We start from the raw sequence: 22,537 nt of genomic DNA on the forward strand, positions 1-22,537 counted from the left end.
GGCGTGCTTAAGTTTTCCCTTTTGCAGGGAGAACACCATGAGCGATTTCAATCTCGGTCGGCGTCGCGTCATGCAAGCGGTCGGCGCCGGGCTGTTGCTGCCGGGGCTGGCGCCGGCGCTGATTGCCTCGGTCAAGGATCGTCCGCAACTCACCGACGGCGTGCAGTCCGGCGACCTGCTCGGCGACCGCGCGATGATCTGGAGCCGCAGCGATCGGCCGGCGCGCATGGTGTTCGAGTGGGACACCGGCAGCCTGTTCGGCAACCCGCGCAAATTCGTCTCGCCACTGGCCGATGCGCGCAGCGATTTCACCGCCCGCGTCGAACTCACCGGCCTGCCGGCCAACCAGGCAATCTTCTATCGCGTGCACTTCGAAGATGCGCAGAGCGGCGTCGCCAGCGAACCATGGTTCGGCCATCTGCGCAGCGTGCCAACGACAAAACGCGACATCCGTTTTGTCTGGAGCGGTGACACCGTCGGCCAGGGCTTCGGGATCAACCCGGACATCGGCGGGATGCGCATCTACGAAGCCATGCGCCTGCGCCTGCCGGACTTCTTTATTCACAGCGGCGACACCATCTACGCCGACGGCCCGGTGCCCGCGCAACTGACCACCGAAAGCGGGCGCATCTGGCGCAATATCACCACCGAAGCCAAGAGCAAAGTCGCGCAGACCCTCGACGATTATCGCGGCAACTATCGCTACAACCTGATGGACGAAAACATCCGTCGCTTCAACGCCGAAGTGCCGCAGATCTGGCAGTGGGACGATCACGAAGTGGTCAACAACTGGTCGCCGGGCAAGCAGCTGGATGAGCGTTATCAGGAGAAAGATATCCACAAGCTGGTCGGCCGTGCGCGGCAGGCGTGGCTCGAATATGCGCCGATGCGTTTGCAGGCGGCGGACGGCGGCGGGCGCATTTATCGCAAGCTCAGTTACGGGCCGATGCTCGACGTATTCGTGCTGGATATGCGCAGCTATCGCGAAGCCAACGATGCCAACCTCGGCGCGGCAAAACCGTTTCTCGGCCGCGAGCAGCTGGACTGGCTCAAGCGTGAGTTGCAGGCATCGAAGGCGCAGTGGAAAGTCATCGCCGCCGACATGCCCATCGGCCTTGGCGTCCCGGACGGCGAGGTCAGCCCGGGCGTTGCGCGTTGGGAAGCCGTGGCCAACGGCGACCCCGGCCCGGCGCAGGGGCGTGAATTGGAAATCGCCGAACTGCTCGGCTTTCTGCGCGCGCAGCAGGTGCGCAATTTCGTGTTTCTGACGGCGGACGTGCACTACTGCGCGGCGCATCACTACCACCCGGACCGCGCCGCGTTTCAGGATTTCGAACCGTTCTGGGAATTCGTCGCCGGGCCGTTGAACGCCGGCAGTTTCGGGCCGAATCCACTGGACAAGACGTTCGGGCCTGAGGTGGTGTTCGAGAAGGCACCGCCCGCACAGAACACCTCGCCGTTTGCCGGGTTTCAGTTTTTTGGTGAGGTGAATATTGAAGCGCAGAGCGGGGAGATGAGCGTGGTGTTGCGGGATCTGGATGGGGTAGCAGTGTTTGAGCAGAAGTTGCAGCCTGTTTAATCACGCTGGGATCAAAAGCCCCTCACCCCAGCCCTCTCCCGGAGGGAGAGGGAGCCGACCGAAGTGTCTTGCGTCATGCATCGACCTGGAAGACCGAGGTGATTGTGGCTTTGGATTCAGTGAAGAACGCTCAGGTTGGCGTCGATCTCGAGCATCCCCCAATCAGTCCCCTCACCCTCTGGGAGGGAGAGGGCAGACTGAGGTGTCTTGCGCTATGCATCGACCTGGAAGACCGAGGTGATTGTGGCTTTGGATTCAGTGAAGAACGCTCAGGTCGGCGTCGATTTCAAGCATCCCCCAATCAGTCACCTCGCCCTCTGGGAGGGAGAGGGCCGACCGAGGTGTCTTGCGTCATGCATCGACCTGGTAGACCGAGGTGATTGTGGCTTTGGATTCAGTGAAGAGCGCTCAGGCTGGCGTCGATCTCAAGCATCCCCCAATCAGTCCCCTCTCCCTCTGGGAGGGAGAGGGCCGACTGAGGTGTCTTGCGCTATGCATCGACCTGGAAGACTCAGGTGATTATGGCTATGGATTCAGTGAAGAACGCTCAGGTCGGCGTCGATCTCGAGCATCCCCCAATCAGTCCCCTCTCCCTCTGGGAGAGGGCTAGGGTGAGGGCATTTTCCGCTCTGCCGCAATTCTGATGATCTGCTCCAATACATCATCCATCTGCTGAAGCACCTCAAGATTGCTGAATCGCACGACTTCAATGCCTTGTTGAGACAGGAAGTTCGACCGGCGCCGATCGTGAAGCACCCCGGCCGTCTCATAGTGCTGGCCACCATCCAGCTCAATCGCCAACCTCAACTCCACACAATAGAAATCCAGCACAAACGGCGGACATGGAAACTGTCGGCGAAATTTAAGGTTGGCGATTTGCCGGGAACGCAGGCGCTGCCAGAGCAGGTGTTCGCAATCTGTCTGGTTGGTGCGTAAGTGGCGGGCGAATTGGGCGAGGGTAGGGCGGCTTGGCATGGCTTCACGGTCCTTGTGAAGTTGAGTGGAGATTTAACAGTAGCCCATTTCCCTCATCGGAACGCGGCCCGCCCAGCTCTCTCCCAGGAGGAGAGGGAGCCGACCGCGGTGATTATGGCTATGGATTCAGTGAAGAACGCTCAGGTCGGCGTCGATCTCCAGCATCCCCCAATCGGTCCCCTCTCCCATTGGGAGAGGGCTAGGGTGAGGGGCTTTTCGCAGGCGTTAGTAAACGTCCCGGCGATAGCGGCCCTGTTCGATCAGGCGTTCGACTTCGGCGCTGCCGAGGATATCGTTGAGGGCCTGGTCTACGCCTGAGGCCATACCTTGAAGGCTGCCGCAGATATAGATCACAGCACCATCTGCCAACCATTTCTTCAATTCATCCGCAGACTCACGCAAGCGATCCTGCACATAAATCTTCTCAGCCTGATCGCGGGAAAACGCCAGATCCAGCCGCGCCAGATCACCATTGACCAGCCACTCTTCCAGCTCGGCGCGGCAGAGGAAGTCGTGCTCACGGTTGCGCTCGCCGAACAGTAGCCACTGTCGTTGCTGACCATCGGCAATGCGTGCCTTGAGCAGGCTGCGCAGGCCGGCCAGGCCGGTGCCGTTGCCCAGCAGGATCATCGGCACGGGTTCGTTCGGCAGATGGAAACCGCTGTTGCGCCGCACGCGCAGGCTGATGCTGCCGCCCACAGGCGCATGCTCGGTGAGCCAGCCGGAGCCGATGCCGAGGCTGCCGTCGTTGTGCTGTTCCTGACGCACGATCAACTCCAGCACGCCGTCAGCGGCAATCGAGGCGATCGAGTATTCGCGCATCGCCAGCGGCACCATCGCGTCGACCAGCGACTGCGCATGCAAACCGACCAGATGTGCGCGGTGTTCGGGCAATTGCCGTGAGGCGAGGGCCACTTCCAGTGGTTCGTCGATGCCGTTGACCTTCACCGGGGTTTCGCCACGAATGCCGAGGCCGTCGAGGAAATGTTCGATGGCCCACGGGCAGTTGCGTGGCAGCACTTCGACCAGGTCACCGGCCAGCCAACTGCGGGTGTCCGGGGCTTTGAGACCGAGCAGGTAGACCGGCGCACCGCTGCTGTCGGGGTTAATCAGTTCGCGACGGACCAGCGTCCAGTTGTCGTAGCTCGGTGCTTGCCAGGTTTCGCTCGGCGCCTGTCCGGTGAGCTGGCCGAGTTGGGTTTGCCAGTGACGCAGCGCATAAGGATCGCCGCTGTCGACCTCCACCGGGGCGAACAGGGTCTTGCCGCCGTGCTCGCCGAGCCATTGATGCAAGCGCTTGGCGAAGCCGCAGAAGTGCGCGTACTGCCGATCGCCGAGGCCGAGCACGGCGTAGTTGAGGCTGTCGAGTGTCGAGGCCTTGGCCAGCACTTTGCGCTCGAAACCACGGGCGCTGTCCGGTGCTTCGCCGTCGCCGAAGGTGCTGACCACGAACAAGGCGTTGTTCGACTCACGCAGATCCTGTTCGCTGAGATTGGCCAGCGGCTGCACGTTGACCGGCAATCCGGCGGCCTGCAATTGTCCTGCGGTCTGCCACGCCAGTTGTTCGGCGAATCCGCTCTGGCTGGCGAAACCGATCAGCCATGCCGAAGCATCGGCGGACGGTTGTGCGAGACCTTGGCGGGCATCCTTGATCTGCTTTTTCTTGCGCCGACGATCCAGATACAGCAGCCAGCCAGTGATGAAAAACAGCGGCATGCACACCGCCGCAATCGTCACGATGATGCGCCCGACGAGGCCGAAGTAGCTGCCCACGTGCAGCGCATAAATGCTGGTCAGCAGTTGGGCCTTGAAGCTTTTGTCGGCATAGCGGTCGACGCGTTTGACCACTCCGGTGGCCGGATCGAGGGTGATCTGGTTCAGCGCGCGGTCATGGGGCGAGCTGTCGAGCAGGTAGAACACCGTCGCCGGCTGGCCGGCCACCGCCGGCATGCGAATGTTGTACGCGGCCAGACCCGGGCCGGCAGCGCTGTAGATGCTGCTCCACATCGCTGCGTAGTCGGCGGTCGGTGCCGGACCTTCTGGCGCCGGGCCGCGACCGCCACGCACGCGTTCGTTTTGCGGTGCATCGGAAAGCAGTCGGGTCAGGCCTTTGTTGTACCACTCGTACGACCATGACAAACCGGTCAACGCCAGCAGCAGATACACCAGCAAACACCAAGTGCCGGCCACCGAATGCAGATCCCAATTGAACGCGCGGCCCTTCTTTTTCCAGTCCAGGGTCAACCACACGCGCCAGCTGTTCCACTGACGCGGCCATCGCAAATACAGGCCAGAGAGACAGAAGAACAACAGCATTAAGGTGCAGGCGCCGGTGATGTTGCGCCCGGTGTCGCCCATAGCGAGGAAGCGGTGCAGTTGCAGCATCAGGCCGAAGAAGTCCTGGCCGGTGGCATCGCCCTTGAATTCGGCAGTGTACGGATCGAAGTAGCGCATCTCGCCACGCCGTTCGCCTTTGGGTGGGGTGAAGTAAACGCGTGCGGCGTGACCGCTGTCGGTCTCGACCCAGAGTATCGCGACTTTCTTGCCGGACGCGGCTTCGATGCGCTCCACCAGTTCCACCGGCGGCAGCACGCCGGCGACCTGTTTTTCCACCTGCAGAACGGACGGATTCAGCGCGCGCAGGATCTCGTCCTGAAACGAATAGGCCGCGCCGGTGATGCCCATCAGGGCCAGCACCAGCCCTGCGGTGATGCCAAAAAACCAGTGCAACTGGAACAGGGTTTTCTTCAACACGTCACTCGCCGTCCGTTCGGAAATTGTCATCACGGCGCGCATTATGCCGTGGGTTATCAAGAAGCGTTTTGCGTAACACACAAAAGCCCCGTTCAACTGAATGAACGGGGCCTGATCCGTTTCGCAGATCTTATGTGGGAGCGAGCTTGCTCGCGAAGGCGTCGTGTCAGTCAGCATCGACTTCACTGAGCCACCGCTTTCGCGAGCAAGCTCGCTCCCACAGGTTTTCACATCGGTCAGAAGTGGAAGTTGGTGCTCAACAGCGCCGTGCGTCCCGCCGCCTGATTGGCGAAGTGGGTCGAGAAGGCTTTGTCGTAATAGGTTTCGTCGGTCAGGTTCTGCACGTTGAGTTGCAGGTCGACGTTCTTGGTCAGCTTGTAGGCCGCCATCGCGTCGTAACGCACGTACGAATCGACCATTGTTGTGTTGGCGACACTGCCATAGACGTCGTCGACGTAGAACGCGCCACCACCGATCGTCAGCTTCGGCGTGACCTGATACGTGGTCCACAGGCTGGCGCTGTTTTTTGGTGTGTTCGGCAGATCGTTGCCGTCGTTGGCGCGACCCAGCGGGCCGCCATCTACCTGCTCGCTGTCCATGAAAGCGTAACCGGCGAACACCTGCCACTTGTCGGTGATCTTGCCGCTGGCCGACAGTTCGAAGCCTTGCACGCGGGTCTTGCCGGCGTTCTCGTAGGAGCTGGTGTCGACCTGCACGCGAGCGTTTTCCTTCTCGGTGCGGAAGATGTCGGCGGTCAGCGACAGGCGATCATTGAGCAGATCCCACTTGGTGCCGATCTCGTAGTTCTTGGTGGTTTCCGGCTCCATGTCGCTGCTCAGCAGGTTGCCGCTGCGATCCGGGGTGCCGCCCAGCGGGTTGCCTTCCTGACCTTCGCCCAAAGTGTTGCCCGGCGGCGTCGCCGAGGTCGCATAAGAGGCGTAGATGCTGCCGTTTTCCGCCGGCTTGTAGACCACGCCGAACTGGCCGGTGACGAATTCGCTGGTGTCATCACCCTTGGAGGTGGTGCGGCCTGCGGCGTTGTAGGTTTTGTAGTCGGTGTCGAAGTGGTCGTAGCGCAGGCCCATGTTCACCAGCCATTGCTCGGACAACTCCAGCGTGTCGAACACGTACAGTGCGTAGGTGTCGGCCTGGGTGTCGGTGCCGGCGTAGTTGCGCGAGATCGCGCCGTTCCACGGATCGTTCGGGTTCGGGTTCGACAGCGAGGTGCAGTTGTAATTGCTCGAGGCACCAATCATCGCCGGTGTGCAGTTGCTGCTGGAAGGCACATTGGTCGTACGCGGCGTGGTGTCGGTGTTGACGTTGTACGAGGATTTCTCGCTCTGCTCGCGGGTGTATTCGACACCGGTGGAGAAGCTGTTCTTGAAACCGCCCACATAGAAGGTGCCGAACAGGTCGGTCTGGTTGGTGGTGGTTTCAGTATTGCTCACCCGCGTGTTGGCCCGACGCCAGACACTGCCGTTGTTGACGTTGCCCTTGCTGTCGTCCGGCTGGGTGAGGATGTAATCCTGCATGCTGCTGCCGTGGCGCAGGGTGTTCTTGATGGTGAGCGCATCGTTCAGGTCGTGCTCGATGGCGAAGGTCGCGGTGTCGGTGCGGCCCTTGCGGAAGTCACGATCCAGACCGTAGAAATTGTCGTGATCGCCACCGGCGTACGGCTTGTCCGGGTTGGACTTGGTGCGTGCGGCCGAACCACCGGTTGGAATGGTGTACGGAATGCCCGAGTCCGGGGTGTCGTTGCTTTCCAGATGGTAGTAGTCGAGGTTGACGCGGGTATCGGTGCCCAGGCCGAAGGCCAGCGACGGCGCGATACCCCAGCGGTCGTAATCGACCTTGTCGCGACCGGCGACGTTGCTCTCATGGCTCATCAGGTTGAGACGGCCGGCAGCGCTGTCGCTGAACTGGTAGTTGCCGTCGAGGGTGTAGCGCTGGGTCTGGTCGGAGCCATAGGTGAAGCCACCGTCGAAGGAGTTGCCCAGATGGGCTTTCTTGCTCACCAGGTTGATGCTGCCGCCGGCCGCGCCGCGACCGCCAATCGCCGAGTTCGGGCCTTTGCTGACTTCAATGTTTTCCACAGCGAAGATTTCACGGCTCTGCGAACCGGTGTCGCGCACGCCGTCCAGATAGGTGTCGCCCTGGGCGTCGAAGCCGCGAATGAACGGACGATCGCCCTGCGGGTTGCCGCCCTCACCGGCGCCGAAGGTGATGCCTGGCACGGTACGCAGCGCGTCCTGCATGTTCAGCGCGCCGGTGTCCTTGAGCACTTGTTGCGGGATGACGGTGACCGAGCGCGGGGTGTCGACCAGCGGTGCGGTGTACTTGGGCGAGGAGGCTTTTTCGACCTGGTAGGAGGTCGAGTCCTGGGCTTCGCCGGTGATGGCGGTGGCGTCCAGGGCGATGGCGTTGCCGGACGCTTTGCTGTCGGTTTTTTCCGCCGCGAAGACCATCTGCCCAGCGGAGCCGGCGGTGATTGCGACACCGATTGCCGAGGCGAGCAGACGTGGTGAACTGACCGGTAATTGTGCGTGTTGACGTGCCATTTTTATTCCCCTCCCCAAGGATTTGAGGCGGCGGAATATAGGGTAAACAGGTATTCGTATCAATTGCGAAACATTGTTATTCGCATTGAATTTACATTCTTTACAATTTGCCCTTACGGTTTCTGCTTGTTCATCCGTCTTGGGGGTTTTACACAGTCAATAAGAATCAATACCATTGCCGCCTTCTTGCCATCAGGTGACATCGCCATGCTGCTGCACATTCCCGGGCTGTTCGCAAAAGACGAAGTGCAGCGCATCCGCCAGGCCCTGGAGCAAGCGGATTGGGCCGACGGCAAGATTACCGCCGGCTTCCAGTCGGCCAAGGCCAAGCACAATCTGCAATTGCCCGAAGGCAACCCACTGGCGAAGGAAATCGGCGCGGCGATGCTGGAGCGGTTGTGGAAAAATCCGCTGTTCATGTCTGCCGCACTGCCACACAAAGTCTTCCCACCGCTAGTGAACTGCTACACGGCCGGCGGCAGTTTTGATTTCCACATCGACAACGCCGTGCGCCAGCCCAAGGGCAGCATCGAGCGGGTGCGCACCGATTTGTCGGCGACGCTGTTTTTCAGCGAACCGGAAGATTACGACGGCGGCGAACTGGAGATTCAGGACACCTACGGCACCCAGCGCGTGAAGCTGCCAGCCGGCGACATGGTGTTGTATCCGGGCACCAGTTTGCACAAGGTCAATGCGGTTACACGTGGTGCGCGTTATGCCTCGTTCTTCTGGACGCAAAGTCTGGTGCGCGAAGACAGTCAGCGCGCGTTGTTGTTCGAGATGGACGACGCGATTCAGCAACTCACGCAGGACATGCCAGATCACCCATCGCTGATCCGCCTCACCGGCACATATCACAACTTGCTGCGGCGCTGGGTCGAGGTATGAGTTTTCAACTGCGTCGCGAGGAAATCCTCAGCGGCGAACAACTCAGTGCCATGCTCGGCGAAAGTCCGGCCCGTGCTGCGCAGGCGATTTTGCTGGCAGCGGGTGAGGGCGAAGTTGAAGCGCAGGCGTTGCTTGGGCAAATCCTGCTCGACGGCCAGGGCATCGCCCAGGATCAAGCGCTGGCGCTGCGCTGGTTCGGCATCGCTGCCGGGCGCGGGCATCTGATGGCGCGCAATATGCTCGGCCGTTGTCATGAGCAGGGTTGGGGCATTGCTGCGGATGCGTCGATTGCTGCGCAGCATTATCGGATCGCAGCGGAGGCCGGACTGGATTGGGCGATGTACAACCTCGCCAATCTGCTGGCGACCGGGCGCGGGGTGGCGGTTGATCATCTGCAGGCGCTGGCGTTGTATCGGCGCGCGGCTGAACTGGGTCATGCGAAATCGATGAATCTGCTGGGGCGCTATCTGGAGGAAGGGCTGCTGTGCCCGGCGGATCCTTTGGCGGCGCGTGAGTGGTATCGGCGTTCGGCTGAGGCTGGGGATTTTCGCGGGCAGTTCAGTTTTGCGGCGGTGTTGGCGGGTGAGGGGCGGATCGAAGAGGCCCTCAATTGGCTGGGTGAAGCAATGAGCAAAGGCAATCTGGCTTTTCTTCGTGTCAGCAGTGAGTCACTGCTGGCCTCCCCGCATCCGGACATCCGCAGCATGGCTCAGGCCTACCGTCAGCGAATGACATTATTGGGTGCCCGGACCGTTGCCCCTCATCTGCGATGAAGGGCAACGGATGGCGATTAACCGCGTAGCCAGCGTCCCTGAAGCTTGTTCATATAGCTGCGCAGTGCCTGGCTGTTTTTGAGCACGAGTTCACCGCGTGCCAGGATGTCATCGCGTGGGCCATCCATGATCGTATCGGCAAAGGCATTCAGCGCGTCGACCAGTTTGTTGGTTTCACTGACATAAGTCTGTCGGTGGGGAATGACTTTTTGCGCGTCATTCAATTGCCGGGTTCTGTTGTCGTTTTCACGCAACTGGCTTGTCAGAGACGACACGCGTTCCTCACGTTGCGAGATGCGGTTCTGAATGACGTCCCGGGCTTTGGTCAGGCTCTGGTATTTGATCAGCTCGTTGGCCTCGTCCAGAAATTTGTTGGCAACAATGATCCCTGCTTCCATCGCGGCGCTTTGCGGCGTCGGTGTGTTATTGCCAAGCAAGGTCTTCAATTGATCCAGCAGTGGTTTCAGGCGGTCGATAATGGTCAGCTTCTCGAACTCATTGATCGCGTTGTTCAACACGAGCAAATCAGCATTCAGTTCAACAATGGGCGCTTGCTCGGTGATGAGTTGCTGCTCCAGTTCGACTTTGGCGTCGGCAAGTTCCGCGAGTCGGAAACGATTGTTGCTGATGTTTGCGCTCTGGACGTTGTAGACACCGTCTTCGAGTTTTGCGTGCAATTGCGAAATCTGGTCAGTGCACAAGTCCATCAGTTGGCTGGAGATTGTCGAGTAGACCTTGATGGCTTCATCGGTCTGGGTGTCTGCTTGACGCGCCATCAACGCTGTCAGGGCTTGCAGGTTCTCGCGCAGATCATCGGTTTCCAGTGCGACGATAGCGCTGGTTATGGCGTTGGCGGCCAGTTGATCGGCTTGGCCAACGGCTGCGTTGAGGCCAAGCAGCTCGTCGCCCAAGGCTTTGATGTACAAATTGGCGGAGCCCACAATCGCTTGATATCGGATGGCTTCACGACTGTCGTGAATTGTGGCTAGATCGGGGAGTTGGTAACTCGCTAGTGTCATAAGAATATCCTTTTCGTTGTTTTTTATAAATGTCAGTCGAATGCGGCGATCAGTGCATTCGAATTGGTTTGGATGGTCTTCCAGTTTTTCAAGACAACACGCAAACTTGAAACGAAGGCTCTGAGCGTGAGGAAGTCATGCATGCCCATTACTTTGTTTTTTGAAGCGTCGATGTATTCGGAGATTGACACCCAGATTGTTTCAAGTTGCGAGGTGCTTTGGATGGCGCCGTCAACATAAATTAAAAGACTGTCAAGGTCTGTGTGCAACTGCAGAAGAGTGCCGGCGAGAATGTTTTTTTGTTTAACCTGCTCCACCAGTTGGTCGCGTTGCTCGCGCAACGGCGCAATGTTTTTAATCTCGAATAATTCCAGCGTTTGATAAACACCCTGCGGATATGGACTCATAAAAGCCAGGAAGTGCTCGAAGAAATTGGGTTCGGCCTCTCGAATCTTCTCATCGAGGCGCGCTTGAGCTTTATCAATGGCCAGGTTCAAATCGGTGATCTGACGATTGATCTCGTTATTGTTAGCCAGTTTCATCTTGCTGCCGATGCCGGGAGCGACGGTATTGTTGAGTTCGGCCTTGAAGTACTGCAGGCGCATCATCACGTCCTGGCTGTTGATCTTTTTCTCATCAATAGAATCGGCGATAAATACCAGCGACTCCTGAATCGAGGCAAATCGGTTTTTCTCAGCCGTGCCTATTTCCAATGGTGGCAGGCTGTTTATTTCATCCTCGGTGAGCGTGCTGATGGTACCAAGGTAATTCAAGTAACCGGGCATCGTTGTGATGGCATCGATTATTTCCTGGCCAAAGTTTTCCAGATCTTCCGAGAAGGTTGCCAGGCTGCCACCGACGCGCTTCATGGAGTATTCGATATCACTCCAAGAGTTGGCGTTGTTGATGACCTTATGGTTCAGTTCGACAATATCAATTGGCTCAAGCCCGACAATGCCGGTCTTTTTTGCCTGTAACTGCGTTTCTACATCCGCGATCGTGCGGGGTAGCGATTGCGCGGTCAAGATGTAGTCCTTGATTTTCTTTATATCATTTTTTGTGACTGATTTAGTTGAACTCGCTTGCACTTTTTAATCCTTTTTAAGTGGCGTCGAGTTCGTAGGTTAGAGTTGTTTTATGTGCGAGGTATATGTTTTCTATGTAACTTGTTGTTGGTGTATGGTTGTGGTGCCAATATCTAAATAAAAAACCCGTGCCTGGGCACGGGTTTTTTTGGAGTTGCCAATTATTATACGTAATATGACTTCAAGGGCGGAAAGCCATTGAATTCAACGGCGCTATAACTGGTGGTGTAAGCACCCGTCGACAACCAATACAGACGATCACCGATTGCCAAATTCAGCGGCAAACCGTATTTGTAGTTCTCGTACATGATATCGGCGCTGTCGCAAGTCGGGCCGGCGATGACGACTTCTTCCATCTCGCCTTTCTTCTCAGTCCAGATCGGGAACTTGATCGCTTCGTCCATGGTTTCGATCAGGCCGGAGAACTTGCCCACATCGGTGTACACCCAGCGCTCGACGGCAGTGCGCGATTTGCGCGCAACCAGTACCACTTCGCTGACCAGGATACCGGCGTTGGCAATCAGCGAACGGCCCGGCTCGAGGATGATTTCCGGCAGGTCATCACCGAAATCTTCCTTGAGGAAGCGGATGATTTCTTCGGCGTAGGTTTCCAGGCTGTTGGTGCGGGTGATGTAGTTGGCCGGGAAGCCGCCGCCCATGTTGATCAGCTTGAGGTGGATGCCGTCTTCTTCTTTCAAGCGTTCGAAGATCACTTTGACCTTGGCGATCGCCGCGTCCCAGACGCTGATGTCGCGTTGTTGCGAGCCGACGTGGAACGAGATGCCGTACGGCACCAGACCCAGGTCGCGGGCGAGGATCAGCAGGTCCATGGCCATGTCGGTCTGGCAGCCGAACTTGCGCGACAGTGGCCAGTCAGCCGTGGTCGAACCTTCAGTGAGGATGCGCACATAGACTTTCGAACCCGGTGCAGCCTTGGCGATGTTGCGCAGGTCGGCTTCGGAGTCGGTGGAGAACAGACGCACGCCCTTCTCATAGAAGTAGCGGATGTCCTTGGATTTCTTGATGGTGTTGCCGTAGCTGATACGGTCCGGGCTGACGCCGCGATCCATGACCTTGTCCAGCTCGTAGATGGAGGCAATGTCGAAGCTCGAACCCTTGTCTTTGAGCAGGTCGATGATCTCGACGGCCGGGTTGGCCTTGACCGCGTAGTAGACCTTGGCGAATTCGAAACCGGCGCGCAGGTCATCGTAGGCCTGGGCGATCATCGCGGTGTCGATCACCACGAACGGGGTTTCCTGTTTGTCGGCGAACGCCTTCATTTTGTCGAATGTAGCGCGCGCGAAATAGTCTTCGACCTGGATCGACATGCTGGGAACTCCTGCTGGCAAACTAAGTTAATCAATGGGTGCATGAACGCCCTCCGTATCCCCACTTTGGTTCGCCTACTTCCCAAGGCATGTCGCCGAAAGCAAAAAGGCCTGGGGATGTGCAGCTGTCCCTTGGCCTCGCTGTCTCGTCGTCAGTACTTGAGCCGGATGGATCGTTTCCAGCATGGACGTTCGGCGCGAACTTTAGGGCGTGAGGGGCGCGAGATCAACTAAAAATGTCGCGTTTTTGCACGCTTCTGACGTGCGTCGCGTTCATCACTCCTTCTACCCGACCGAGATGACGGGCAGATGTTCCCGGTGAATTTTCGAGTGTTAAACATATCTGCACGTTCGGGGCTTTTGTCAGCTAGATCGCGGGTAAGTGTGATAGCGGCAACATCGGCGACGTTGGCGTCGAGAGAGGGTGTTGAGGGGGGATTTGGGCCTTGAAGAAGCTGAATTGATGACGCTCTTGCGGGAGAGGCTGTTGAGATTCTTTGTCACCCAGTGAAGATCAACAAAATTGCGTAGAGCCTGTGGGAGCGAGCCTGCTCGCGAAGGCATTTTCACAGCCGCCATCAGCGTCGACTGATATTGCGCTTTCGCGAGCAGGCTCGCTCCCACAGGGATCGGGTTTCAACCACGCAGACGGATTATGCGACCACCGTCTCAGCCGGCGAGACGATACTGGTCTTCATTCCGCGCGAACGTCCCGAGCTCAGGTACGCCGCGATCGATTCCTGCGTCACCTCGCCAAGGAACACTCGTTCGGCATCCATCACCGGCAGCCAGGCGCGGTTGAACTCGTACATGCGCGACAGCAGGATGCGCAGGTGCTCGTCGTACGCTGCGGTGGCGTTGAACTCACGCAGGAATTGCGCGCAGGTGCCGGTCTGGCGATGCAGGTCGCGACGGCGCACGTAACCCAGTGCCTTGTTCTCGGCGCAGGTGACCACCACATAGCGACGGTCATGTTCGTCCATCAATTCCAGCGCATCGGCCACCGGGGTTTCCGGGCTGACCGACGGCGCGTTGTCCGCCGCGTCTTCGGCTTTCACCAACAGCAAGCGTTTGAGTGTGCTGTCCTGGCCGACGAAGTTGCTGACGAAATCATCCGCCGGATGCGCCAGCAGGGTGTCCGGGTGGTCGATCTGCAGCAGCTTGCCGGCGCGGAAAATGGCGATCTTGTCGCCCAGCTTGATCGCTTCGTCGATGTCGTGGCTGACCATGATCACGGTCTTGTTCAGCGCGCGCTGCATCTCGAAGAATTCGTTCTGGATCATCTCTCGGTTGATCGGGTCGACCGCGCCGAACGGCTCGTCCATCAACAGCAGTGGGGCGTCAGCTGCAAGCGCACGAATCACACCGATACGCTGTTGCTGACCACCGGACAATTCACGCGGGTAGCGATGCAGATACTGCTTGGGCTCAAGCTTGATCATGCTCATCAGTTCGCGGGCGCGGTCGTGGCATTTCTGTTTGTCCCAGCCGAGCAGTTTCGGCACCACGACGATGTTCTCTTCGATGGTCATGTTCGGGAACAGACCGATCTGCTGGATTACGTAGCCGATGTTGCGGCGCAGGGTCACCTCGTCGAGATCGGTGGTGTCTTCGCCGTTGATGAGGATCTTGCCCGAGGTCGGTTTGATCAGGCGGTTGATCATTTTCAGCGTGGTGCTTTTGCCGCAACCCGATGGCCCGAGGAACACGCAGATCTCGCCTTCATTGACGGTCAGGCTCACCGAGTCCACGGCTTTGACATCTTTGCCGTTGCTTTGGAAAGTTTTGCTGAGGTTTTGAAGTTCGATCATTTCAGGAGTCCTTTTGGAGTCAGCGAGCGTTGCAGCCACTGCAAAACGAGGTCGGCGAAAATCGCCAGAAGACTGACCAGCAGCGCGCCGACGATAAGCATCGACATGTCACTGCGGCTGATGGAGGCGAGGATCAGCACACCGAGGCCGCCGGCGCCGATGGTCGCGGCGATGGTCATCACGCCGATGTTCATCACCACGGCGGTGCGCACGCCAGCAAGAATCACCGGCACCGCGATCGGCAGTTCAACCATGCGCAGGCGCTGGCCGAAGGTCATGCCGATGCCGCGCGCGGCTTCGCGGATGCCCGGCTCGACGCCGGTGAGGGCGAGGTAGGTGTTGCGCATGATCGGCAGCAACGAATAGAGGAACACGGCGGTGATTGCCGGCAGCGGCCCGAGGCCCTGGCCGAACTTGGAGTAGAACGGCAGCAGCAGACCGAACAGGGCAATCGACGGCACGGTCAACAGCACCGTGGCGCTGGCCTGCAGCGGGCCGGCGAGGGCGGGGAAGCGCGTCATCAGGATGCCCAGCGGCACGCCGATGACGATCGCCAGGGTCACGGCGATGCCGACCAGAGTGATGTGCTGCCAGGTCAGGTGCATCACCTGCTGCCAGTCGAGATGGGAAAAGGCGTTCAGAAATTCCATGACTTCTCCTCTCTTAATTCAGTGGGTGCTGGCGCAGGAAATCGGCGGCAACGGACGATGGGCTTTCATGATCGACGTCGACCCGCGCGTTGAGCTGGCGCATGGTTTCGTCGTCGAACAGTTCGGCCAGCGGCTTGAGTTGTTCGGCCAGTTTCGGGTTGGCGTCCAGCGTGGCCTGACGCACCACGGGAGCGGCGGTGTAGTCGGGGAAGTAATGCTTGTCGTCTTCCAGCAATTTCAGGCCGAAGGCATTGAGGCGGCCATCGGTGGTGTAGACCAGACCGGCAAACACCTGACCGTTACGCAGTGCGGTGTAGACCAGGCCGGCGTCCATCTGGCGGATGTTCTTGCGGGTCAGGTTCATGTCGTAGAGTTTGACCATGCCGTCGAGACCGTCGGAGCGGTTGGCGAACTCTGTATCCAGCGCCACCAGGTGGTTGGTCTTGGCCTCGGCGCGCAGCACTTCGTTGAGCTGGCTGATATTGCCGATCTGCGGGTATTGCTCGGCGACTTTTTTCGGCAAAGCGAGGGCATAGGTGTTGCTGAATTTCGACGGCGTCAGCCAGACCAGGCCTTTTTTCGCGTCGAGTTCTTTGACCCGGGCGTAGGACTGCGCGCTGTCGAGTTTCTCGGTGACATGGTTGTAGGCCACCAGCGACACGCCGGTATATTCCCAGAGCAGGTCCAATTGGCCACTTTCGTGGGCGCTGCGGGCGAGGTTGCTGCCCAGACCGCCGGTGATCTGCGCGTCGTAGCCTTTGCTGCGCAGGTATTGCGCGGTGATTTCGGCGAGCAGGGTCTGCTCTGTGAAGACCCGGGCGCCGAGGCGGATGACCGGTTTTTCAGCGGCTTGCGCGATTCCTGCGAACAGCAGGACGCAGCCTAAGATCAAGCTAAGTCGTTTCATAAATATTCCTTCGCAAAGCCTTAAGACGGGCGCAGACCGCGTTCCAGCCATAGGCGGCTGGCGAGGGTGACCACGCCATCGAGCAACAGCGCCAACAGCGCGGTGCACGCGGCGCCGAGCAACAGTTGCGGCTGATTGTTCAGGGCGATGCCGGGGAAGATCAGGCTGCCGAGGCTGTTGGCGCCGATCAGGAACGCCAGCGGCGCGGTGCCGACGTTGATTGCCAGCGCGACACGCACACCACCGACGATGATCGGCACGGCGTTGGGCAATTCGACTTTCCACAACACTTGGCGCGGGGTCATGCCGATGCCGACGGCGGCTTCCTTCAGCGAGCCCTGCACATTTTTCAGGCCTTCATAGGTGTTGCGCACGATCGGCAACAGCGAGGCGAGGAACAGGGCGAAGATCGCCGGCCCGCTGCCGATGCCGAGGATGCCCAGCGCAATCGCGAGCACGGCCAGCGGTGGCACAGTATTGCCGATATTGAAGATCTGCATGAAGCGTTCGGCGCGGCCGACCATGCTCGGGCGGCTGAGGAAGATACCGGCGGGAATGCCCACGACAAGGGCGGCCAGCATTGAAGCGAGGACGAGAATCAGATGAGCTTGCAGGTAAAACAACAAATCGTCGCGGTAGTGTTCGATCGTGTTGATGCCGATCCAGTGGACCAGCAGGGCCAGGAGCGCGATCACCACCGCACCTCCCATCAGCCCTTTGCCATAGCGGATAGCCACAGGCGGACTCCTTTTTTTGTAGTCGGCGAGCGCTGCTCCGCGTGGCAAGCCATTCCTGGCTGCCGGAGTCAGCGTTCGCGAAAAGTAGCCGTTTTCCAGCACCGGCCAAGCGGTGCGAAAGCGAGCCATGAGCGCAGCCTCGTCAGGCTAACTTGCTGATTTTTCAGCCCCTGACGAAAGTTCGTAACAGGGGATGGACGTCTCCGTGCTTGAAAAGGTTCCCATCTGAGGCAGCATTTGGCCACCCTTAATGTGCTCAACGGTTCGGTTATTGTGCTGAGTTGGGCTATAATCGCGGCCCTTTTTTGAATCACCGCCAGGCGATTTCCCATGACCCAACAGGCCGCCGAAGTCGCGAAACGCCGCACTTTCGCCATTATTTCCCACCCCGATGCCGGTAAAACCACGATCACCGAAAAGCTCCTGTTGATGGGCAAGGCGATTGCAGTGGCCGGTACGGTGAAATCCCGTAAATCCGATCGCCATGCGACATCCGACTGGATGGAGATGGAGAAACAGCGGGGTATTTCCATTACCACGTCGGTCATGCAGTTCCCCTATCGCGAACACATGATCAACCTGCTCGACACCCCGGGCCACGAAGACTTCTCCGAAGATACCTACCGCACCCTGACGGCGGTGGACTCGGCACTGATGGTCCTCGACGGCGGTAAAGGTGTAGAGCCACGGACCATTGCGCTGATGGACGTCTGCCGTCTGCGTGACACGCCGATCGTCAGCTTCATCAACAAACTCGACCGTGACATTCGCGACCCGATCGAACTGCTCGACGAGATCGAAGCAGTCCTGAAGATCAAGGCTGCGCCGATCACCTGGCCGATCGGTTGCTACCGCGATTTCAAGGGCGTGTATCACCTGGCCGACGACTACATCATTGTTTACACCGCCGGTCACGGTCACGAGCGCACCGAAACCAAGATCATCGAGAAACTCGACTCCGACGAGGCGCGCGCGCACTTGGGCGATGAGTACGAGCGCTTCATCGAACAGCTGGAACTGGTGCAGGGCGCCTGCCACGAATTCAACCAGCAGGAATTCCTCGACGGCCAGTTGACCCCGGTGTTCTTCGGTACCGCGCTGGGCAACTTCGGTGTCGACCACGTGCTCGATGCTGTCGTCGATTGGGCACCGCGTCCGCTGGCCCGTGTGGCCAACGAGCGTACTGTCGAGCCGGTGGAAGAGAAGTTCTCGGGCTTCATCTTCAAGATCCAGGCGAACATGGACCCGAAACACCGCGACCGCATCGCCTTCATGCGTATCTGCTCCGGCAAGTACGAAAAAGGCATGAAGATGCGCCACGTGCGTACCGGCAAGGACGTGCGCATCGGCGACGCCCTGACGTTCTTCTCCTCCGAGCGTGAGCAACTGGAAGAGGCGTACGCTGGAGACATCATCGGTCTGCACAACCACGGCACGATCCAGATTGGCGACACCTTCAGCGAAGGCGAAGTCCTCGGTTTCACCGGCATTCCGCACTTCGCCCCGGAACTGTTCCGTCGCGTGCGTCTGCGTGATCCGCTGAAGTCCAAGCAGTTGCGTCAGGGCTTGCAGCAGTTGGCGGAAGAGGGCGCGACGCAGGTGTTCTTCCCCGAGCGCAGCAACGACATCATTCTCGGCGCCGTCGGTGTGCTGCAGTTCGATGTGGTCGCCAGCCGTTTGAAAGAGGAATACAAGGTCGAGTGCTCGTATGAGCCGATCACCGTGTATTCGGCGCGCTGGATCGAGTGTGACGACAAGAAGAAGCTTGAGGAATTTTCCAACAAGGCGGTGGAGAACCTCGCGCTGGATGGCGGTGGTCACCTGACTTACCTGGCGCCGACGCGGGTGAATCTGGCGTTGATGGAAGAGCGTTGGCCGGATGTGAAATTCCGCGCGACGCGGGAGCATCATTAAGGTTTGAGGTGTTTTTCTGAAAGCCCCTGAGGTGTAGGCCTTGGGGGCTTTTTTATGGGCTGCCGGTTTTGCTCTTGGCTTTTGGGCCGAGCATGGTCTTTCTTCATAACGTGCGCTGAGTTAGAGAACAATACGTCGCTTGAAATCCATTTTGAAGACACGACATGCGCACATGTCGTCGTCAGCGACATGAGATCATGACGTGTCGTCAAAAACTCAAAAAAGCGACACGTAGGGCGCACATGTCATTCCGAACCAAACGGTGTTGATCAACACCATCCCATTGCTGGAAGCGAAGGACAGCTCCGAAATCGAAAGCATAGTCACCACCACGGATTTGCTCTTTCAGCACGCCCATGATGGCGAAAATCACGCCGACCCCGCTACCAAAGAAGCTCTGCGCTATCGCAAGGCTCTCCATCATGGCTACCAGTCTTTGGCCGAACGCCCACTTTCCACTGGTACGGCAGTCGAGATTTGTCGCACTCTCAAAGGTGTGGATATGGACATACGCCGTGTTCCCGGTACTCAGTTAGCCAACGACCGTACAGGCGAGATCATCTACACACCTCCCGAAGGTGAGGATCACCTGCGTGGTCTACTCGCTAATTGGGAGCGCTTCCTGCACAACGAGACGGATCTGGATCCACTGGTGCGTATGGCCGTCGGGCATTACCAGTTCGAGGCGATTCACCCGTTTACCGATGGCAACGGCCGTACCGGACGAGTGCTCAATACTCTGTACCTCATTCAAGAAGGTTTGCTGAACCTGCCGATCCTTTACCTCAGCCGTTACATCATCGCGCACCGCGCCGAGTACTATCGATTGCTGCTCGATGTCACTCGCGAGCAAGCATGGGAACCCTGGCTGCTTTACATGCTCAGCGCTGTGGAGGAAACCGCCCGCTGGACCAGCGCCAAAATCGCCGCCATCCGCAGCCTGTCCGAGCACACCACCCAGTTTGTTCGAGAGCAACTACCAAAAACATATTCCCGCGAGCTGGTGGACGTCATTTTCGAGCAACCCTACTGCCGCATCAGCAACGTCGTTGATAAACAGATTGCCCAGCGTCAAGCCGCCTCCCGCTACCTCAAAGAGCTGGTCGCCATTGGGGTTCTGCAAGAAGTGCAGGTCGGTAAGGAAAAGCTGTTCATCCATCCCAGGCTGATGCAATTACTGATTCGCGACAGCAACGACTTCAGGGCCTATGCCTTATAACATCGTTGCGTCTCCAGGCAGTTGCGTCAGGGTCTGCAGCAGTTGGCGGAAGAGGGCGCGACGCAGGGGTTCTTCCCTGAGCGCAGCAACGACATCATGCTCAGCGCCGCGTCTGTGCTGCAGTTCGATATGGTCGCCAGCCGTTTGAAAGAGGAGTACAAGGTCGAGTGCTCATATGAGCCGATCACTGAGTATTCGGCGGGTGTGAGCCTCATTGATATTTGAGGTGTTTTTCTGAAAGTCCCTGAGGTGTAGGCCTTGGGGGCTTTTTTATGGGCTGCCGGTTTTGCTCTTGGCGGCCGTTGGGCCGACCAGGCTGTTGGGGTTTTGGGTGAATATCCGTTGCTGCGGGTGCTGCGGCTGGCGGTTTCGCCCTTACGGCGAGTCACCTTTTCCAAACGCCGAAAAGGTAACCGAAAAGGCTTGCTCCTGCGTTCGGCCCTCGCAGGCTCGGGTTCCTTCGCTCCGGGATCGATCCGGGCGCAGCGGCTACGGTTTGCTTCGCTGCACCTCCTTCCGCTGTGTCTGGCTGCGCCAGACGGTCGCTACGCTCCCAACCCCGGATCAATCCCTCCACTCAGCCTTCCGACGTCGCCGGTGGATCAACAGCAAGATCAAAAGCACTCGAGCTTGCGCTCATTGTTGAGTGGGGCGGCTTTGCCGCGGGCAGCTGCGCTGCTTTGCTTTTCTGTGGGAGCGAGCCTGCTCGCGATGGCGGCCTGACAGCCGACCTGTTTCTTGAGGTCGCCCCAATCCAATTGTGGGAGCGAGCCTGCTCGCGAAAGCGGCCGGACAGCCGGCCTGTTTCTGAGGAGGTACGCGGTCAAATTGTAGGAGTGAGCCTGCTCGCGATGGCGGCCTGACAGCCGGCCTGTTTCTTGAGGTCGTCCCCAATCCAATTGTGGGAGCGAGCCTGCTCGCGAAGGCAATCTGCGAGCCGACGATTTTCTGTTTGATGCACTCAATCCAATTCGGTCGTTGAAGACTGCGAGCCTGAAAAGCAAGGTCAAAAGTTCTCAGCCTGCGACATTTCTTACAGCGTGTTGTAGGGCGGTTCCTTTTTCCCGTGTTTTGGATGTGCTGGTATGCGACAACCGCCATGTTGACCGGTAGTGTTCCAGTCCCTGCAAGTCGTTCGAAGAGGTCAATGGAGTGACAAGTCGGCTGAATCCCCTGCTGCTTCTTAAAGGCTATTTCACCCCCATGGCCTGGGTCCTCGCGGCGCTGTTGTTCATCAACCGCCTCAGCGCCATGGTCAAGCTGTTCATGGCGCTGTACCTGCGTCAGGAGCTGGGCCTGGCGATTGAAACCGTGGGCTGGTTGCTCTCAGCCTATGGCGCCGGGTTGCTGGTCGGTTCGATGCTCGGCGGCTGGCTCAGTGATCATGTGCGCACGGCGCGGCTGACAGCGGCGTTGTTTTTCGTTTCGGTGTGGGTGCTGATGCTGTTGGGGCTGGTGACGCAGGTGCCGTGGCTTGCCGGTTTGCTGTTGCTCAGCGGTGTCATCGATGGCGCGATTCGGACGTTGCATCAGCGGCTGATCATGGAGTATTGCGAGGTCGCGCAACGTTCCCGTGCGCAAGCCCTGAGCCGGGTCGCGCGTAATCTGGGCATGGCCGCTGCCGGGGTGGCGGGCGGAGTGTTGGCTCAGGCGGATTTTCGTTGGGTGTTTTTTGTCAGTGCGGCGATGACGATGCTGGCGTTGCTGTGGTTCGTGCGCACGACGTGGCGGCGGCCGGTGCTGGTGGTTGAAGACGAATCGATCGATGGCTCGAGCGTGCCGCTTCGCGACAAGCCGTTCCTCTGGCTGCTGGCGGCGACGGCCGTGCTCGGCATTGCGTTCGACACGGTGTACAGCACGCTGGGCAATTATCTGCGTGATTACTACCACCTGAGCACAGAGGCGATCGGTTGGCAGTTCGGGCTCAATGCGCTGTTGGTGATCGCTTTGCAGATTCCGCTGTCGCACTCGGTCGAGCGTTGGGGCTCGCGCTGGCAGATGCTCGCGGGCAGCTTGTTGCTGGCCTGTGGGCTGGGCATGTTGCCGTTCGGTTCCGGCTTGGCTTTTGTCTGTCTGTCGACGCTGATCTGGACGCTGGGCGAGGCCTTGTTCATGCCGCCGTTGAATGTACTGGCGATGCAGTTTGCCCAGAGCGGCAAAAGCGGTCAGTACTTCGGGCTGTTCTTCATGAGCTGGAGCGCCAGCGCGTTGTTGTCGCCGGTGCTCAGCGGTCAGCTGTATGGCCAGTTTGGCGGGCACAGTGTGTGGCTGATGAGCGCGCTGCTGGTGCTGATCTCCATTCCACTGACCTGGCAGGCCACGCGCGGGCTTAGCTGATTC

At 58.9% G+C, this 22,537-nt stretch carries 15 protein-coding genes and 2 pseudogenes; 7 read left to right on the forward strand and 10 right to left on the reverse strand.

Going from position 1 to position 22,537, the window contains the following annotated elements; translation table 11 throughout:
* Nucleotides 1-37: 37 nt before the first annotated feature.
* Nucleotides 38-1,579 (forward strand): alkaline phosphatase D family protein, encoded by a 1,542-nt coding sequence (locus tag V8J63_RS12870; protein ID WP_336464168.1) that lies wholly within the window; start codon nucleotides 38-40, stop codon nucleotides 1,577-1,579.
* A 606-nt stretch (nucleotides 1,580-2,185) separates the two neighbouring features.
* Here the strand turns inward: V8J63_RS12870 and V8J63_RS12875 are convergent.
* From V8J63_RS12875 to V8J63_RS12885, 3 genes are all read right to left on the reverse strand, one after another.
* Entirely contained in the window at nucleotides 2,186-2,554 is a 369-nt protein-coding gene (locus tag V8J63_RS12875) for an endonuclease domain-containing protein (RefSeq protein ID WP_024011583.1), read from the reverse strand.
* A gap of 225 nt (nucleotides 2,555-2,779) precedes the next feature.
* Nucleotides 2,780-5,308 carry a PepSY domain-containing protein gene (locus V8J63_RS12880; protein ID WP_130887766.1) on the reverse strand — a complete coding sequence of 843 codons (2,529 nt, stop codon included), beginning with the start codon at nucleotides 5,306-5,308 and terminating at the stop codon, nucleotides 2,780-2,782.
* 236 nt (nucleotides 5,309-5,544) lie between these two features.
* Nucleotides 5,545-7,866 carry a TonB-dependent receptor gene (locus V8J63_RS12885; protein ID WP_336464169.1) on the reverse strand — a complete coding sequence of 774 codons (2,322 nt, stop codon included), beginning with the start codon at nucleotides 7,864-7,866 and terminating at the stop codon, nucleotides 5,545-5,547.
* Nucleotides 7,867-8,073: 207 nt separating this feature from the next.
* Here V8J63_RS12885 and V8J63_RS12890 point away from each other — a divergent pair, with 207 nt between their 5' ends.
* Complete coding sequence (locus tag V8J63_RS12890; RefSeq protein ID WP_130901641.1) at nucleotides 8,074-8,754, forward strand: Fe2+-dependent dioxygenase; 681 nt, start codon at nucleotides 8,074-8,076, stop codon at nucleotides 8,752-8,754.
* Entirely contained in the window at nucleotides 8,751-9,527 is a 777-nt protein-coding gene (locus V8J63_RS12895) for a tetratricopeptide repeat protein (RefSeq protein WP_130887764.1), read from the forward strand. The genes V8J63_RS12890 and V8J63_RS12895 overlap by 4 nt, the downstream gene beginning before the upstream one ends.
* A gap of 17 nt (nucleotides 9,528-9,544) precedes the next feature.
* On the opposite strand, the gene V8J63_RS12900 is transcribed toward V8J63_RS12895, so the two are convergent.
* From V8J63_RS12900 to V8J63_RS12930, 7 genes are all read right to left on the reverse strand, one after another.
* A complete protein-coding gene (locus V8J63_RS12900; RefSeq protein WP_130887765.1) occupies nucleotides 9,545-10,546 on the reverse strand; it encodes an alpha-xenorhabdolysin family binary toxin subunit B in 1,002 nt (333 codons plus the stop codon).
* Between the two features lie 32 nt (nucleotides 10,547-10,578).
* On the reverse strand, nucleotides 10,579-11,571 hold the full coding sequence (locus tag V8J63_RS12905) for an alpha-xenorhabdolysin family binary toxin subunit A (RefSeq protein ID WP_232245389.1): 993 nt from the start codon (nucleotides 11,569-11,571) through the stop codon (nucleotides 10,579-10,581).
* A gap of 224 nt (nucleotides 11,572-11,795) precedes the next feature.
* Entirely contained in the window at nucleotides 11,796-12,959 is a 1,164-nt protein-coding gene (locus V8J63_RS12910; protein ID WP_123443380.1) for a type III PLP-dependent enzyme, read from the reverse strand.
* A 653-nt stretch (nucleotides 12,960-13,612) separates the two neighbouring features.
* A complete protein-coding gene (locus V8J63_RS12915) occupies nucleotides 13,613-14,770 on the reverse strand; it encodes an osmoprotectant ABC transporter ATP-binding protein OsmV (RefSeq protein ID WP_016771732.1) in 1,158 nt (385 codons plus the stop codon).
* Complete coding sequence (locus tag V8J63_RS12920) at nucleotides 14,767-15,420, reverse strand: ABC transporter permease (RefSeq protein WP_016771731.1); 654 nt, start codon at nucleotides 15,418-15,420, stop codon at nucleotides 14,767-14,769. Before V8J63_RS12920 ends, V8J63_RS12915 begins: the two co-directional genes overlap by 4 nt.
* Before the next feature lie 13 nt (nucleotides 15,421-15,433).
* Nucleotides 15,434-16,327 carry a glycine betaine ABC transporter substrate-binding protein gene (locus V8J63_RS12925; protein WP_016771730.1) on the reverse strand — a complete coding sequence of 298 codons (894 nt, stop codon included), beginning with the start codon at nucleotides 16,325-16,327 and terminating at the stop codon, nucleotides 15,434-15,436.
* A 20-nt stretch (nucleotides 16,328-16,347) separates the two neighbouring features.
* Nucleotides 16,348-17,037: an ABC transporter permease gene (locus tag V8J63_RS12930; protein ID WP_166554532.1), complete on the reverse strand. Its 690-nt coding sequence runs from the start codon at nucleotides 17,035-17,037 to the stop codon at nucleotides 16,348-16,350.
* A gap of 357 nt (nucleotides 17,038-17,394) precedes the next feature.
* On the opposite strand from V8J63_RS12930, the gene V8J63_RS12935 reads away from it, so the two are divergent.
* The 4 genes and pseudogenes from V8J63_RS12935 (at nucleotide 17,395) to V8J63_RS12950 (ending at nucleotide 22,534) form a co-directional block, all read left to right on the forward strand.
* On the forward strand, nucleotides 17,395-18,978 hold the full coding sequence (locus V8J63_RS12935; RefSeq protein ID WP_016771727.1) for a peptide chain release factor 3: 1,584 nt from the start codon (nucleotides 17,395-17,397) through the stop codon (nucleotides 18,976-18,978).
* 238 nt (nucleotides 18,979-19,216) lie between these two features.
* Nucleotides 19,217-20,197: pseudogene (fic, locus tag V8J63_RS12940) on the forward strand (protein adenylyltransferase Fic); the annotation flags it as partial.
* A 12-nt stretch (nucleotides 20,198-20,209) separates the two neighbouring features.
* A pseudogene (prfC, locus tag V8J63_RS12945) lies at nucleotides 20,210-20,398 on the forward strand (peptide chain release factor 3); the annotation flags it as partial.
* A gap of 1,002 nt (nucleotides 20,399-21,400) precedes the next feature.
* Nucleotides 21,401-22,534, forward strand: a complete 1,134-nt coding sequence (locus V8J63_RS12950) for an MFS transporter (RefSeq protein ID WP_241663634.1) — start codon at nucleotides 21,401-21,403, stop codon at nucleotides 22,532-22,534.
* Nucleotides 22,535-22,537 lie beyond the last annotated feature (3 nt).

It is taken from the genome of Pseudomonas sp. CCNWLW23 (assembly GCF_037095675.1).
In the GTDB taxonomy this organism is placed as follows: Bacteria; Pseudomonadota; Gammaproteobacteria; order Pseudomonadales; family Pseudomonadaceae; genus Aquipseudomonas; species Aquipseudomonas atacamensis.